The sequence below is a fragment of the Bifidobacterium sp. LH_230 genome (assembly GCF_056357555.1).
In genome coordinates this window covers 99,949-114,097 of sequence record NZ_JBKEWJ010000006.1, presented here as the reverse complement: position 1 = coordinate 114,097, position 14,149 = coordinate 99,949, and the positions used below count along the sequence as shown (strand labels likewise).

Below are 14,149 nucleotides of genomic sequence, written 5' to 3'. Positions count from 1 at the left end.
CCCCGTCGTCATGCCACGGCGTCTTGCCTTGCGGCGAGATCAGTCGTGCCAGACCTCCTTGGCGATGGACTGGACGAGCGCGATCTTGGCCCACTGCTGCTCCTCGGTGAGCTTGTTGCCCTCCTCGGTGGACGCGAAGCCGCACTGGGTGGACAGGCACAGGCGGTCGAGCGGCACATACTGCGCGGCCTCGGCGATGCGCGCCTTGATGACCTCGGGGTCCTCCAGTTCGGGCTTCTTCGACGTGATCAGGCCGAGCACGACCTTCTTGTCACCCGAGACCTCGGCGAGCGGGGCGAAGTCGCCGGAACGGTCGTCGTCGAACTCGAGGTAGTACGCGGCGACGTTCTCCTTGCCGAACAATACGTCGGCCACGACCGAGTAACCGCCGGCGGACGCCCACGTCGAATGGTAGTTGCCGCGGCAGTCGTGCGTGGTGACGACGAGATCGGCCGGCAGGCCGGCGATCGCCGCATTGTTCATCGCCGCGTACTGTTCCTGCAGCGCGGCGAACTCCTCGGGGGTGTAGTGGGAGTTGAAGTTCGGGTCGCAGAACATGCCCCACGTGCAATCGTCGAGCTGCACGTTGCGGCAGCCGGCCTCGTACAGGGCCATGATGAGCCCGTGGAACGCGGCGGCCGTGTCGTCGGCCAGCTGGTCGTAGGCGGCCTGATCGTCGCCGTAGAACTCGTGCACGGATTCGATGTTCTCCGGACGGAACAGTTCGGCGTACAGCTGCGAGGGGGAGGGAATGGTCTGGCGGGCCACGACCGTGTCGTCCTCGAAGGACTTGAGGAACTTGAAATGATCGACGAACGGGTGCGTGCCGTCGAACGCGATCTTGCCGGACAGGCGGGCGGATTCGGCGCGGGTCACCTCGTCGTGGAACACGTAGCCCTGGTCGATGGCGACCTTCTCGACGCCGGCGAAGCCCCACATGCAGTCGAGATGCCACCAGCCGCGGCGGAACTCGCCGTCGGTGATGACGTGCAGCCCGGCGGCCTTCTGCTTGGCGACCAGGTCGGTGATGCACTTGTCCTCGACGGCCTTGAGCGCGGCGGCGTCGATCCTGCCGGCCTCATAGTCGGCGCGCGCGGCCTTCAGCTCGGCCGGACGCAGGTAGCTGCCGACCACGTCGGCGCGGAACGGCGCGTTGTGCGAATATGCCATGATTCCTCACGATCTTGCGCATCGGTTGCGCATTGCGATTGGTTGGTACGTTGCGTAACCTTACCGCAACCCGGACGACGACGTACGCCGCGCGTCCCATGCAACGGTCGTTCTACGCATTCGCGGTCGCGTCGCGATGGGCTTCGGGACGGAAGACGTCGGGTTCTACGTAGATTTCGAACCGGTACCACGGCAGCGCGCCGCGCACCGCACGCTCGATCTTGTCGACCGTCTCCACGTCGTAGTCGCGGTCGAGCTTCGACGTCTCGACCTTGAGACACAGCAGGATGTCGTCTTCGGACATGTGGATCGTCTGCATGTTGAGCAGCCGGTCCACGCCGGGCGTCGACGTGACCGCGGCGACGATCTCGTCGCGGGTCACCCGGTCGACGGTCTCGCCGAGCAGGAGCGAGCCGGACTTGAACGCGAGCAGCAGCGAACCGGCGATCAACACGAGGCCGACCATTAGACCGCCGACCGCATCCCACAGTTCGTCGTCGAGCATGATCGCGAGGCCTATGCCGATGCCGGCGAACGCGAGGCCGATCAGCGCAAGCGTGTCCTCCATGATGACGGAGGCGAGCTCGGCCGACTTGGTGCGCCGCCAGAACCGGAAGATGCCCATGTGCGGCGTGCGCGTGCGGGTCATGCGCTCGTTCGCCTCCTTGACGCTCGAATGCAGACCGTATCCTTCAAGACAGGCGCTGACGACGACCACGACGAGCGCGGCCGTCAGTTCGATCTGATTGGCGTCGCGCAGCGCCGGATCGGCGACGACGGCGATGATCTTCTTGACCGCCTCCGAAGTGGAGAAGAAGCCGCCGACGAAGAACAGCAGCGTGGCGACGACGAACGACGCGAGGTATTTCGCACGGTACAGGCCGAACGGATGGTCGCCGTCGGTGCGATGCTTGGAGAAGCGGCCGCCGATCATGAGGACGATCTCGTTCGAGCAATCGGCGATCGAATGCACGGATTCGGACAGCATGGCCGACGATCCGGTGAATGCGGCCGCGCACAGTTTGGCGGCCGCGACGCCGATGTTCGCGGCGAGGGCCGCCTTGACGGCGGCTCCCGCGTGCTTGGTCTGCTGTTGGATTTCCGTGTTGCCGGACGCAACCCGGTTATGTGTTTCGCTCATGATTCCCCTCTTGCCCATGATGTGCCTGAAACACCACACATTGTAGGAGCATCGGGGACCGGGACATCACTCTTCGGCAACAAGCTCCAAATAGCTGTCGTTCCACAGATCCTCGTCGCCGTCGGGCATGAGCAGCACGCGCTCCGGGTTGAGCGCCTGCACCGCGCCCTCGTCGTGGGTGACGAGCACGATCGCGCCCTCGTACTTGGCGATGGCCTTCAAAATCTCGTCGCGCGAGGCCGGGTCGAGGTTGTTGGTCGGCTCGTCGAGCAGCAGCACGTTCGCACGGGACGTGACCAGCGTGGCGAGCGCGAGTCGCGTTTTCTCGCCGCCGGAGAGCACGCGGGCGGGCTTCAACGCGTCGTCGCCGGAGAACAGGAACGAGCCGAGGATGGAGCGTGCCTGCGTGTCGTTCAGCTCAGGCGCGACGTGGGTGAGGTTCTCGAGCACGGTCGCGTTCAGGTCGAGCGTGTCATGCTCCTGCGCGAAGTAGCCGATCTTGCAGCCGTGACCGTATTCGACCACGCCGGTGTCGGGCTGTTCGATGTGCGCGAGCAGGCGCAGCGTGGTGGTCTTGCCGGCGCCGTTGTAGCCGAGGATGACCACGCGCGAACCCTTGTCGACGGCGAGGTTCACGCCGGCGAACACGATGTTGGAGCCATACGCCTTGGAGATGTCCTTCGCCATGATCGGCGTGCGGCCGCAGGGTGCCGGCTCGGGGAAGCGGATGTCGGCGACCTTCTCCTTCTTCTGCGCCTCGGACGTGTTTTCGAGGAGTCGTTCGGCGCGGCGCATCATGTTCTGCGCGGCCACGGCCTTGGTGGCCTTCGCGTGCAGTCGGATGCCCTGCTTCATGAGGCGTTCGGCCTTCTTCTCGGCGACCTCGCGCTCGCGGCGGCGGCGCTCCTCGTCGACCGCGCGCTGGTGCAGGTACGCCTTCCAGCCGAGCGAGTACATGTCGATCTGGCCGAGCTGCGCGTCGAGATGCCACACCTTGTTGACGACCTCGTCGAGCAGTTCGGTCGAGTGGGAGATCACGAGGAACCCGCCTTCGAACTTCTTGAGGAATCCGCGTAGCCATTCGATCGAATCGGCGTCCAAATGGTTGGTCGGCTCGTCGAGGATCAGCGTGTCTGCGTCGGAGAAGAGGATGCGCGCCAGTTCGATGCGTCGGCGCTGGCCGCCGGACAGGGTGCCCAGTTCGCGGCCCATCACGTCCTGCGGCAGGCCCAGGCTGTCGGCCATCGCGATCGCCTCGGACTGCGCCGCATAGCCGCCGGCCTTGTCGAAGTCCTGCATGATCTTGTCGTAGCGGTTCATCGCACGCGTCATCACGTCCGGGTCCGGGTCGGTCATCTCCTTCTCGCATTTGCGCATGCGGGCGATGATCGTCGCGATGTCGCGCGCGCTCATCATGCGGTCGAGCGCGGTCTGCGTCTGGTCGGCGGCGTGCGTGTCCTGCGGCAGGTAGCCGAGCTTGCCGGAGACGCGCACCTTGCCGGCGGACGGCAGCATGTCGCCGGTGATCACGCGCGTCAATGTGGTCTTGCCGGCGCCGTTGCGGCCGACCAGACCGATCTTGTCGCCCTTGGCCACGTGGAAGTCGGTCGGGTGCAGGAGCGTGCGAGCCCCGATCTGAATTTCAAGTCCCTGCGCTTCGATGGCCATGCCTGTTCGTCCGTCCTTCTCGCCTGTGTCGTCGTATTGCGTCGCGTATCGTCATATGCCGGCCCGCACGTCACGTGCCGGTCAAAGTCCAACCGTCCACTATAGCGAATGGGTATCGAACACCGGAACGAATCCGCGAGATTCCGCCGTGGCGTGACGATGTTCACCGCGGTTCGCGCGTTACACTGGACGATCAGCGTGCAACGGTGCCACAAGCATTCCGACGCACGACCAGTCAACAATTCAGGAGGTACACCGGCATGGATTATCTGGTGCTTCTGGGAATCGCGATCGTGATCGTCGGCTTCGCGCTGAAGCTCGACGCGATTCTCATCATCATCGTGGCCGCCGTGGTGACGGCCCTCGTCGGCGGCATCGGCGTCGACGGGTTCCTCACCACGCTCGGCACGTCGTTCGTGTCCAACCGCAGCATGGCGATCTTCATCATCGTGCTGCTCGTCACCGGCACGCTGGAGCGCAACGGCCTGAAGACCGCGGCCGCCCAGCTCATCGGCAAGGTGAGGAACGCGACGCCCGGCATGGTCATCGCGATCTACGGCGTGATGCGTCTCGTGTTCGCCGCGTTCAACGTGAGCTTCGGCGGCGTGGCCGGCTTCGTGCGGCCCGTCATCATGCCGATGGCCGTCGGAGCGATCGAGGCTGCCGGCCACGAACCCAAGGACGAATACGTGGAGGAGCTCAAAGGCATGGCGTCCGGCATGGAGAACATAGCCTGGTTCTTCGGCCAGGTGTTGTTCGTCGGCACGGCCGGCGCGCTGCTCGTGCAGTCTACGATGAAGCCGCTCGGCTACGACGTCGACCTGCTGCGCATGGCCGTCATCGAAATCCCGGTCGCGGTGATCGCGGTCGGCGTGGCCGCCGTCTACTACATCGTCAAGGACGCGCGACTGCGCAGGAAGTACTACGGCGACGCGACGGACGGCGGCAAGCCGGTCGCAGCCGCGGGCAAGGAGGCGTGACATGCAGTTCTTCATGGACCCGACCGTGACCGTCGGCACGAAGATCCTCGAGGTCTTCTACATCTTCATGGGCTTCATGTCCGTGTACGCGGGCGTGCGCAACCTGCGCGACACGACCAACAAGGCGCGCTACGGCACGTTCGTCTTCTGGACCGCGCTCGGCGTCGTCATCGCGTTCGGCCGTTGGATTCCGGCCATCGCCGACGGCGTGCTCATCATCGTCATGATCATCCCCGCGATCTTCCGTCAGGTGCGCAAGGGCACCGCGTCCGACCAGAGCGCGCCCACCGAATCCGAGGTCGCCGCGAACTTCAAACGCATCGGCATGAAGATCTTCGTGCCCGCCCTCTGCCTTGGCGTGTTCGCGATCATCGGCGCGCTCATCCCGTCCATCAGCGCGCTGACCGGCTGCTGCATCGGCGTGATGGTCGCCGCGATCATCCTGTACGCGTACTCGCGCGACAACAAGCCGCAGGTGTTCCTCAACGACTCCGAACGACTGCTGTCGGCGATGGGCGCGCTGTGCATGCTGCCGATGCTGCTCGCCAGCCTCGGCGCGATCTTCACCGCGGCCGGCGTGGGCGACGTGATCGCCAAACTGGTCGGCGGCGTGATCCCGAAGGGCAACGTGACGGTCGGCATCATCGTGTTCGCGCTCGGCATGATGCTGTTCACCATGATCATGGGCAACGCGTTCGCCGCGATCACCGTGATGACCGTCGGCATCGGCGCGCCGTTCGTGCTCGCCTACGGCGCCGATCCGGCCGTGATCGGCATTCTCGCGCTCACCTGCGGCTACTGCGGCACGCTGATGACGCCGATGGCCGCGAACTTCAACATCGTGCCCGTCGCGATGCTCGACATGAAGGACCGCATGGGCGTGATCAAGAACCAGGTGCTGCCGGCGCTCGTCATGATCGTCGTGCAGATCGTCTACATGCTCATCGCACAGTAACCATCAACAACCAACGACAACCAACGACAAAGGAGTTCACCATGTCCAAGAAGATCCTCGTCACCGGATTCGACCCGTTCGGCGGCGAACCCGTCAACCCCGCGTTCGAGGCCGTCAAACTGCTGCCGGACGAGATCGCCGGCGTGACGGTCGTCAAACTCGAGATCCCGACCGTCTTCACGCGCAGCGCGCAGGTCGTCGAAGAGGCGATCGAACGCGAACGCCCGGACTGGGTGCTGTGCGTCGGCCAGGCCGGCGGCCGTTCTGCGATCACCGTCGAAAAGGTCGCGATCAACCTCGCCGAGGCGCGCATCCCCGACAACGACGGCGAACAGCCGTTCGACACGCCCCTGCGCGCCGACGGCGACACCGCGTACTTCGCGACCCTGCCGGTCAAGGCGATGGTGAAGAACATCAACGACCACGGCATCCCCGCATTCATGTCGTACACGGCCGGCACCTACGTGTGCAACGCGATCATGTACAACGTGCTCTACCTGCTCGACCGCAGGTTCCCCGGCGTCAAAGGCGGCTTCATCCACGTGCCGTACGCGGTCGAACAGGGCGTCGGCAAGCCGAACGGCACGCCGGTCATGGAGATCGCCACGATGGCCAAGGCCCTCGGATACGCGATCGAGGCGGCCGTGACCGCGACGACCGACGCGACCGAGATCATGGGCGAGACCCACTGACCGGCGAGCGGCCGAGACGGCCGGTTCGGGGTGACCCTTAGGGGTTGTGCCCGAGTGGTCATCCCGAAGAATCAGGGCCGGTTCATCCCGTCGACTGATAGTGCGAAACCATTGCGATTCCTACGATTGAGAGGTATCGCAACGGTTTTTCTATTGCACGCGGATTCGGCTGCGAACCAGCCGCGGCGCGACCGTCGACAGGGAAAGGGATGAACGATGACACGAACCACAATGGACCCCGTCGCATCGGGGCGCATGAACGCGAACGGCCGCAACGGACAAGCGGGCAATGACAATGGCAGGGGAGCGGTGCGCAGCTTCGCGCAATACCGGCATGAACGCATGGCCAAGGCCGTGGCGCGGCTGATCATCGCGACGATCGCCGTCGTGACGCTCATCGTCGGCGCGCTGTTCGGCCTCGGCCGCATCGCCCACTGGGGCCCGTTCGCCCCGGGCATCCCCGAAGCCAAATATTCCGCGCAGTCATGGAACACGATCGTCGTCAACCGTTGGCATCGCATCCCCGACGACTATCCCGCGCCCGAACTCACGCAGCTCGCCAACGGCCAGCAGGTCGACTCGCGCATCTACCCGGATTTGCAGCGCATGTTCGACGCGATGCGCGTCGACGGACTCAATCCCGAGGTCACGGCCGGATACCGCACCCATGACGAGCAGCAGCAGATCATGAGCGACAAGATCTTCCTGTACGAAAACCAGGGCATGAGCGCCAAGGACGCCGAGCAGGAGGCGGGCAGGCTCGTCGCGATCCCCGGCACCAGCGAACACGAGATCGGACTGGCCGTCGACCTGAATGCGGTCGGCGCGGCGGACGCGGACGCCAACCAGCGCGTGTACGACTGGCTCGCCGCGAACGCATGGCAATACGGGTTCATCCTGCGCTACCCGGACGGCAAGACCGACGTGACCGGCAATCAGTACGAGCCGTGGCATTACCGGTTCGTCGGAGCGGAGGCGGCCAAGGACATTCACGAGCGCGGCATCACGCTCGAGGAGTACGAGCGGTGAGTACACCTAGGCTCCCCCTTCTAGGGGAGCTGTCAGCCAAAGGCTGACTGAGGGGTTCGAGGGGATGTCCCGCCGACCCCCTCAGTCTCGCCTTGCTCGACAGCTCCCCCTAGAAGGGGAAGCCTAGGGAATTGATTAGCGGGGCAAGCGGATCGCCGCGCGGAACGTGACGGAATCGGGCTGCGACAACGTAAGCGTCGCGCCCATCGCATCGCATGCGGCGTCCACGATCGACAGTCCCAATCCCACGCCGGGCACGGCGCTGATGCGCGAATGTTCGCCGCGATGGAACGGCTGGGTCAGATCATTGAGATCGTCGGGCAACGTCTCATTGGTGGTGTTCGTCACGGTCAACGTCGCTCCGTCGCTGCCGTCAGCGTCTGCCGCGATGGCAATGTCGACTGACCCGCCGTCCACGTTGTGCACGACAGCGTTGCGCACGAGATTGCCCACGGCCAGTTCCAGCAGTGCGCGGTCGACGGCCACGCGCACGGCCGGCAGATCGTCGGCGTGCACGATGATGCCGTGCGCTGCCGCGTCGTCCGCGACGTCGTCGATCATGTCGTTCACGCAGCCGGTCAGATCGGTCATCCGAACGGCACCGACCATATCGGTGGCATCCGCTGCGGTCTGCGGCATCTCTGTGCCGTGCGCCGCGGCATTCGCTTCATCGTTGGTCGCCTGTCGCCCGCCGATCGCGCCGTTCTGGATACGCGACAACGTAAGCAGCGCCTGCACGAGCTGTGCGCCGCGACGGTTCGCGGCGAGCGCCCGGCGCACGGACGGCTCCACGTCGGCCGGGAATCGTCCTTGGGATAGCGGCGCGTCGAGGTTCGTTTCGACGGCGGCGATCGGCGTGCGCAGCTCGTGCGACGCGTTCGACACGAACCGCCGCTCGGCCTCGGACACGGCTTGGACTCGGTCGAGCAGACCGTTGATCGACGTGACCAGACGGCCGATCTCATCGTGATCGTGCATGCCGTCGATCCGTGCGTGCAGATCGTCCGGGTTAAGCGATTCGACCTGCCGGCCGACGTCGGCGACACGGTTCGACAGCTTCGTGCCGACGATCCATGCGACGCCAAGCGCGAGCAGTCCGAACACGACCATCATGACGATGGACGACGCGCGCATGGTGTTCACGAACGAACTGGTGACCGAGTCCACGGTTCTGGCGATACCGAACGAGTAGTGGTCCGCATCGGATTGGCCGAACACGTCGATGTTCGCCCCGTCGCCGAGCGTGACCGCGCCCTGATCGCAGACATCCGACGGCTTCGCATCCGAGGAGTCGGCGTCGGCGCCGCCCGATGAGTCGGACGAGCCGGACGGGTCGAACGAGGAGACGCACATGACGGCCATGTTCTGTTCGGCGGCGACACGGGCGACGATGACGTTCTGCGCGATGATGACGACCGCCATCATCAGCATGGCGATGACCGCGATGGACAGCACCATGACGGCCCTGAACGTGCGCGGTCTCAATCGCGAGACGATCGAGCGCATATGGTTCATCGTAACCGGTATCCTTCCCCGCGGGTCGAGACGATCGCGTCGCGGTCGGCGAGCTTGCGGCGCAGCGAGTACACGGTGGTCTTGATCACGTCGGCCGGTTCCGCGGCGGTCGGATCGTCCCATACGGCCTCGTAGAGTTCCGGCACGTTCACGTATCCGCCGTCGGCGCGCATGAGTTCGAGCAACACGCCGTACTCCTTCGGCGTGAGTTTGACGAGCGTGCGCCCGTGGTCTTGGAACACGAGCCGCCGTGTCGTGTCGAGCGTGATGTCACCGCGCGTGAGCACCGCCGCGGTCGTATTGGATGTACCGGCGCGTCGCTGCAGCGCGCGGATGCGGGCGAGCAGTTCCGGATAGGCGAACGGTTTGGTCAGATAATCGTCGGCGCCGAGGTCGAGGCCGCTGACCCGGTCGCTCACTTCGGCCGCGGCGGTGAGCATGATGACGGCGACGGGGATGCGGTTCGCGGCGATCGTCGCCATTACCGCGTCGCCCGAGAGCACCGGAAGATCACGGTCGAGCAGCACGATGTCGACGTTCTGGTCGGCGAGCGCCTGCAACGCCTCGGTGCCGGTCGCGGCGAGGCTCGTCGCGTAGCCTTCGTAGCGCAGCGCGTCGTCCAACGCGGCGGCCAGTTCGCGGTCGTCCTCGACGATCAGGATTCGCATGTCGTGCCTCTTTCGTGCGATGCGTACGGTTCGGTTGCTCCACCCATTATCATCCCCATCCTCCCGCCTTCTGGGTAATGCGAAAGTAAAACGGAACCTCACCGACACGCCACGGACGGCACGGTTGGATGGGTCGTGACCGCAACGTTTCCAAGGAGGAACCATGAACCGAAACCAGCGCATCCTGATCGCCGCCCTCACGTCCACCCTCACCCTGTCGGCGCTCGCCGGCTGCTCCACGCCATTCACGGCGAACGGCGGCGACTCGTCGAACGCCACGACATCCGGCGGTGACGCCACGGCCACAACCGACGCGAACGTCAGGAAATTCATCGCATGCCTGACCGGCAAGGGCATCGAGGCGCAGGCCGCGGCCGCACCCGACATGTCCGGTTCCACGGACGCGTCCCAAGCGCCGACGGTGAAGAACGCGGTCGAACTGCGCATGATCGACACGGCCGGCAACCCGGTCAAGGTCAGCGGCGACTCGAACGGCATGACCGTCGACTCGGACGCGCAACAACTGTATGCGGGCGCGACGTTCACAACCGTCGAGGACGACAAGGTATGGGTCATGTTCAAGGACGCCACCGCGCTCGCCGGCAGCCCGTACGCATCCAAACAGCAGGACTATGCGGCATGCCAGGCGCAGGTGCCGGACTTCACCCAGCCCGTGCAGGACGCGAACACGCAGCCGGCCGTCTCCGACGCGCAGAAGCAGGCGGCGCTCGACTTCGCCAAGAAAGCGCGCGAGAAGGGCTACAGCTGGGTCGCCGACCCGGACGGCGACAATCCGACGACGATCATGATCCCGAAGACCGTGAGCGAGGAGGAGTTCCGCCGCTTCCTCAAGGACTGCCCGGTCGGCGAGACGGGCGTCTCGTTCGGATTCGACGGCACGCCCGAGGAGTTCGGCTACGACTACACGCAGGTGATGCGCGACGCGCAGTGAGCGCGTCCGGCATCTGTCATTTCGAGCAAGCGCAGCGAGTCGAGAAATCTTGCACGGGGATGTCCGACAGGAAAGATGTCTCCGCTCCGGCTGCGCCTCCGGTCGACATGACAGACATTGATGAACTCACGTCAAGGAGCAACGAATATGACACGAACGGAAACGCGACGGTTCGACAGACGACGCAAAGTCGTTGCGACGATCATGGCGATCGTTGTCATCGCCGGACTGGCCGCGACGTGCGCGGTGATGAAACCGTGGAATCTGGTCGGCCGGCTGACCGCGGGCGGACAGTCGTCGTCGCGGAACGTCGACGTGACCACGCTGCGCACGCAGCCGGTCACCAGGGGCGTACTCAACGCCGAAACCCGGCTCGGCGCGACCCTGCAATACGACAAGGCGAGCGATTTCGCGGCCGCGGCCGGCACGGTCACGCAGCTGCCGGTCGCCGGCAAACAGATCAACACCGGCGAACAGGTGTACGAAATGGACGGCGTGCCCGTGCCGCTGTTCCACGGCGAGCGCCCGTTCTGGCGTACCCTGCAGACGGATGTCTCGGACGGTCCGGACGTGACTCAGCTCGAACAGAACCTCGCCGAACTCGGGTTCTTCGGCGGCACGCCGGACGCGCATTTCGACTGGCTGACCCGCGAGGCGGTCCGCCAATGGCAGCGTTCGCTCGGCCTGACCGGCAGCGCGGCGGATGGCGTGTTCCAGCCGTCGTCCGTGGCCGTCGCGCCATCCGCGCCGATCCGCATCACGCAGGTCAAGGCGAAACTGGGGGAGTCGAACGTGAGCCCGGCCAGCTACACGAACGTCACGCTGCATGTCGAGGCCACGCTCACCGCCACGCAGGCCGCCACGTTCAAGGCCGGCGACAAGGTGCAGGTCATACTGCCGGACAACACGACCATCGACACGACGCTCGCCGCCGTCGATCAGGGTGGCCAGTCCACCGGCACGGACGGGCAGGTGACCTCGCCGTCGGCGCGCGTCGATTTCCCCGACCAGTCGCAGGTCGTGAAATTCGGGCCGGTCGCGGTGAGCCTCGTCATCCCGAACACGTCCACGTCGGCGAGTGCGGAGACGCTGATCGTGCCGGTGACTGCGATCGTCGCATCCGCCGGGAACACATACGCGGTCGACGTGGTGCGCGGAGACATGCTTATTCGTGTGCCGGTCGAGATCGGACTGGTCGCGAACGCACAGGTGCAGCTCACCAAGGCCGACGAGTTGAAAGTCGGCGACAAGGTGGTGGTGTCGTGATTGCGGGCATGGACCTCCTCAGTCAGCCGATGGCTGACAGCTCCCCTTGGCAGGGGGAGCCGGAACACACCGGAGACGGGTTCCCCTCGCTGAGGGGAGTGAATGTTTCCGATCCTGCGGATGCTTTGCTGACGCTCGAGAACGTCACCAAATCATTTGCCGGCAAAGACGGGATGATGACGCAGATCCTGCATCCGACGACGCTGACGATCGGCCGAGGCGAACGCATCGCGATCGTGGGACCTTCCGGCTCGGGCAAGTCGACGCTGCTGTCCCTGCTCGGCACGCTCGACATGCCCACATCCGGCACGCTGCGATACGACGGCGACGACGTGACGGCGATGGGCGAACGGCAACGCAGCGACCTGCGCGCCGCACGCATCGGATTCGTGTTCCAGCAGTTCCATCTCATCGCCGGCGTATCCGCGCTGGAGAACGTGATGGTCGGCCTGCAATACACGACCCTGCCGCGTGCGGAGCGCCGCGACCGTGCGGCCGTCGCATTGGAGCAGGTCGGATTGGGACATCGGCTGAGTTACCGGCCGTCGCAACTGTCCGGCGGCGAACAGCAGCGCGTCGCCATCGCGCGAGCGCTCGTCAAACGGCCCGACATCATCTTCGCCGACGAGCCGACCGGCGCGCTCGACACCGACACCGGACACACGATCCTCGAGCTGCTGTTCGACGCGGCCGACAGCGGCTCGAGCCTCGTCGTCGTCACGCATGATCCGAACGTGGCCGCACGGTTCCCGCGGCGACTGCGCATCCGCGACGGCGTGGTGCGTGAGATAGCGGGGGAGACAACGGCGGAATCCCCTCAATCCGACGAAGTCGGACGGCTCCCACTGACCGGGGATGCCGCACGAACTGCGATGACGCGAGAGGAGAGTAATCATGCGTAAGCCGCTGCGCACACGTATCGCCGACCTGCTGCATTCCGCGTGGATCGGCGCGACAGGATGCGTCTCGCGCACCGTGATCGCCTCGCTCGGCATCGCGCTCGGCGTCGCCGCCTACGTGGCCCTGTCCGGCATCGCGGCCTCCAACCAGGCGGCGTTGCTCGCCCGGCTCGATGCGCTCGGCGCGAACCTGCAGGTCGTCACCCCCGGGCAGGATGCGTCCCGGCAGACCATCCCGCTGCCCGACTACGCGCCCGAGACGATCGCCCGCCAACCGGCCGTCGAACAGGTCGGCGTCTTCTACACACCGCCCGAGAAGATCCAGATCTTCAAGAACCAGCTCGTGCCGACCTCCAACGGCAACGCGCTCGCCCTCAACATCATGGCGCCCGGAGCATTGGACACGCTCGGCGCGACCTACGCGCGAGGCCGCGGCATCGACCGGAACAACGAGCATCTGCCCGTCGTGGTGCTCGGCTCCGAGGCCGCATGGCGGCTCGGCGTCACCGACGTCGGAGACCGCGTGCTCATCGACAACGAATGGTACGGGGTCATCGGCATCCTCGATCCGCTGCCGCAGGCCGCAACGCTCAACACGTCCGCCATCATCGGCCGGGCATGGGCGATCGCGCACTATCCCGACCAGGCGGCCAGCATCGCCAGGATCAACGCGATCTACGTACGCACCACGTCCGGTGATGCCGAAACCCTGCGCCGCACGATCGCCCACGCGGCCAACCTCACGGGCGGCAACGTGAGCGTGACCGCATCCGCCGACCTGTCCAAGGCGCGCAACGCCACCAACGACTCGCTGACCACGCTCGGCCTCATGATCGGCGTGATCGCGCTCGCCGTGGGCGGTATGAGCATCGCCAACATGATGATCGTCACTGTCATGGAACGCCGCGGCGAAATCGGCCTGAGACGCGCCTTGGGCGCCACGCCCGGCAACATCCGCATGCAGTTCGTGACCGAGGCGGCCATGCTCTCCGCGTTGGGCGGACTGGCCGGCATCCTCATCGGCGCGGGCGCGGCCGGCGGCGTGGCGCTCGCGGCCGGCCAGCCGATCGCCCTGGACTGGGAAGGTCTGCCACTCGCATGGGGCGCGGCCGTGACGGTCGGCATCCTCGCCGGCCTCTACCCGGCCTCGCGCGCCGCCCGGCTCACCCCGACCGAGGCGCTCAGAAGCGAGTAAACCGGTTCCCGGGATCGCC

Annotated in this window: 13 protein-coding genes; 8 read left to right on the top strand and 5 right to left on the bottom strand. The window is 65.7% G+C overall.

Annotated features, from left to right (window positions below; translation table 11 throughout):
- Positions 1-39 precede the first annotated feature (39 nt).
- From AC1A0G_RS04415 to AC1A0G_RS04405, 3 genes are all read right to left on the bottom strand, one after another.
- Positions 40-1,170 carry a 5-methyltetrahydropteroyltriglutamate--homocysteine S-methyltransferase gene (locus tag AC1A0G_RS04415; RefSeq protein ID WP_476527851.1) on the bottom strand — a complete coding sequence of 377 codons (1,131 nt, stop codon included), beginning with the start codon at positions 1,168-1,170 and terminating at the stop codon, positions 40-42.
- A 112-nt stretch (positions 1,171-1,282) separates the two neighbouring features.
- The gene (locus AC1A0G_RS04410) at positions 1,283-2,311 is read right to left on the bottom strand and encodes a cation diffusion facilitator family transporter (protein WP_476527849.1); all 1,029 of its coding nucleotides are present in this window, start codon (positions 2,309-2,311) and stop codon (positions 1,283-1,285) included.
- A 66-nt stretch (positions 2,312-2,377) separates the two neighbouring features.
- A complete protein-coding gene (locus tag AC1A0G_RS04405; protein ID WP_476527848.1) occupies positions 2,378-3,979 on the bottom strand; it encodes an ABC-F family ATP-binding cassette domain-containing protein in 1,602 nt (533 codons plus the stop codon).
- A 260-nt stretch (positions 3,980-4,239) separates the two neighbouring features.
- Here AC1A0G_RS04405 and AC1A0G_RS04400 point away from each other — a divergent pair, with 260 nt between their 5' ends.
- The 4 genes from AC1A0G_RS04400 to AC1A0G_RS04385 all read left to right on the top strand — a co-directional run bounded on the left by AC1A0G_RS04400 (position 4,240) and on the right by AC1A0G_RS04385 (position 7,635).
- Positions 4,240-4,959 carry a DUF969 domain-containing protein gene (locus AC1A0G_RS04400; protein ID WP_476527847.1) on the top strand — a complete coding sequence of 240 codons (720 nt, stop codon included), beginning with the start codon at positions 4,240-4,242 and terminating at the stop codon, positions 4,957-4,959.
- A gap of 1 nt (position 4,960) precedes the next feature.
- The gene (locus AC1A0G_RS04395; protein ID WP_476527846.1) at positions 4,961-5,914 is read left to right on the top strand and encodes a DUF979 domain-containing protein; all 954 of its coding nucleotides are present in this window, start codon (positions 4,961-4,963) and stop codon (positions 5,912-5,914) included.
- 41 nt (positions 5,915-5,955) lie between these two features.
- Positions 5,956-6,606 carry a pyroglutamyl-peptidase I gene (gene pcp / locus AC1A0G_RS04390; protein ID WP_476527844.1) on the top strand — a complete coding sequence of 217 codons (651 nt, stop codon included), beginning with the start codon at positions 5,956-5,958 and terminating at the stop codon, positions 6,604-6,606.
- 216 nt (positions 6,607-6,822) lie between these two features.
- Positions 6,823-7,635: a M15 family metallopeptidase gene (locus AC1A0G_RS04385; RefSeq protein ID WP_476527843.1), complete on the top strand. Its 813-nt coding sequence runs from the start codon at positions 6,823-6,825 to the stop codon at positions 7,633-7,635.
- Positions 7,636-7,770: 135 nt separating this feature from the next.
- On the opposite strand, the gene AC1A0G_RS04380 is transcribed toward AC1A0G_RS04385, so the two are convergent.
- Together AC1A0G_RS04380 and AC1A0G_RS04375 are read right to left on the bottom strand one after the other, a co-directional pair.
- Positions 7,771-9,150, bottom strand: a complete 1,380-nt coding sequence (locus AC1A0G_RS04380; RefSeq protein WP_476527841.1) for a sensor histidine kinase — start codon at positions 9,148-9,150, stop codon at positions 7,771-7,773.
- Positions 9,147-9,818: a response regulator transcription factor gene (locus AC1A0G_RS04375; protein ID WP_476527840.1), complete on the bottom strand. Its 672-nt coding sequence runs from the start codon at positions 9,816-9,818 to the stop codon at positions 9,147-9,149. Before AC1A0G_RS04375 ends, AC1A0G_RS04380 begins: the two co-directional genes overlap by 4 nt.
- Before the next feature lie 163 nt (positions 9,819-9,981).
- Here AC1A0G_RS04375 and AC1A0G_RS04370 point away from each other — a divergent pair, with 163 nt between their 5' ends.
- The 4 genes from AC1A0G_RS04370 to AC1A0G_RS04355 all read left to right on the top strand — a co-directional run bounded on the left by AC1A0G_RS04370 (position 9,982) and on the right by AC1A0G_RS04355 (position 14,130).
- On the top strand, positions 9,982-10,770 hold the full coding sequence (locus AC1A0G_RS04370) for a hypothetical protein (RefSeq protein WP_476527839.1): 789 nt from the start codon (positions 9,982-9,984) through the stop codon (positions 10,768-10,770).
- Positions 10,771-10,917: 147 nt separating this feature from the next.
- Positions 10,918-12,036 carry a peptidoglycan-binding protein gene (locus AC1A0G_RS04365; protein ID WP_476527837.1) on the top strand — a complete coding sequence of 373 codons (1,119 nt, stop codon included), beginning with the start codon at positions 10,918-10,920 and terminating at the stop codon, positions 12,034-12,036.
- Complete coding sequence (locus AC1A0G_RS04360) at positions 12,033-12,938, top strand: ABC transporter ATP-binding protein (protein WP_476527836.1); 906 nt, start codon at positions 12,033-12,035, stop codon at positions 12,936-12,938. The genes AC1A0G_RS04365 and AC1A0G_RS04360 overlap by 4 nt, the downstream gene beginning before the upstream one ends.
- Positions 12,931-14,130, top strand: a complete 1,200-nt coding sequence (locus tag AC1A0G_RS04355; RefSeq protein ID WP_476527834.1) for an ABC transporter permease — start codon at positions 12,931-12,933, stop codon at positions 14,128-14,130. The genes AC1A0G_RS04360 and AC1A0G_RS04355 overlap by 8 nt, the downstream gene beginning before the upstream one ends.
- The last annotated feature ends 19 nt before the right edge of the window (positions 14,131-14,149 follow it).

What these genes read in the sequence shown, in the direction of transcription:
- AC1A0G_RS04380 (WP_476527841.1), bottom strand. Translation starts at nt 9,150, where the DNA reads ATGAACCATATGCGCTCGATCGTCTCGCGATTGAGACCGCGCACGTTC.
- AC1A0G_RS04370 (WP_476527839.1), top strand. Translation starts at nt 9,982, where the DNA reads ATGAACCGAAACCAGCGCATCCTGATCGCCGCCCTCACGTCCACCCTC.
- AC1A0G_RS04365 (WP_476527837.1), top strand. Translation starts at nt 10,918, where the DNA reads ATGACACGAACGGAAACGCGACGGTTCGACAGACGACGCAAAGTCGTT.
- AC1A0G_RS04400 (WP_476527847.1), top strand. Translation starts at nt 4,240, where the DNA reads ATGGATTATCTGGTGCTTCTGGGAATCGCGATCGTGATCGTCGGCTTC.
- AC1A0G_RS04395 (WP_476527846.1), top strand. Translation starts at nt 4,961, where the DNA reads ATGCAGTTCTTCATGGACCCGACCGTGACCGTCGGCACGAAGATCCTC.
- pcp (WP_476527844.1), top strand. Translation starts at nt 5,956, where the DNA reads ATGTCCAAGAAGATCCTCGTCACCGGATTCGACCCGTTCGGCGGCGAA.
- AC1A0G_RS04410 (WP_476527849.1), bottom strand. Translation starts at nt 2,311, where the DNA reads ATGAGCGAAACACATAACCGGGTTGCGTCCGGCAACACGGAAATCCAA.
- AC1A0G_RS04375 (WP_476527840.1), bottom strand. Translation starts at nt 9,818, where the DNA reads ATGCGAATCCTGATCGTCGAGGACGACCGCGAACTGGCCGCCGCGTTG.
- AC1A0G_RS04355 (WP_476527834.1), top strand. Translation starts at nt 12,931, where the DNA reads ATGCGTAAGCCGCTGCGCACACGTATCGCCGACCTGCTGCATTCCGCG.
- AC1A0G_RS04415 (WP_476527851.1), bottom strand. Translation starts at nt 1,170, where the DNA reads ATGGCATATTCGCACAACGCGCCGTTCCGCGCCGACGTGGTCGGCAGC.
- AC1A0G_RS04405 (WP_476527848.1), bottom strand. Translation starts at nt 3,979, where the DNA reads ATGGCCATCGAAGCGCAGGGACTTGAAATTCAGATCGGGGCTCGCACG.
- AC1A0G_RS04385 (WP_476527843.1), top strand. Translation starts at nt 6,823, where the DNA reads ATGACACGAACCACAATGGACCCCGTCGCATCGGGGCGCATGAACGCG.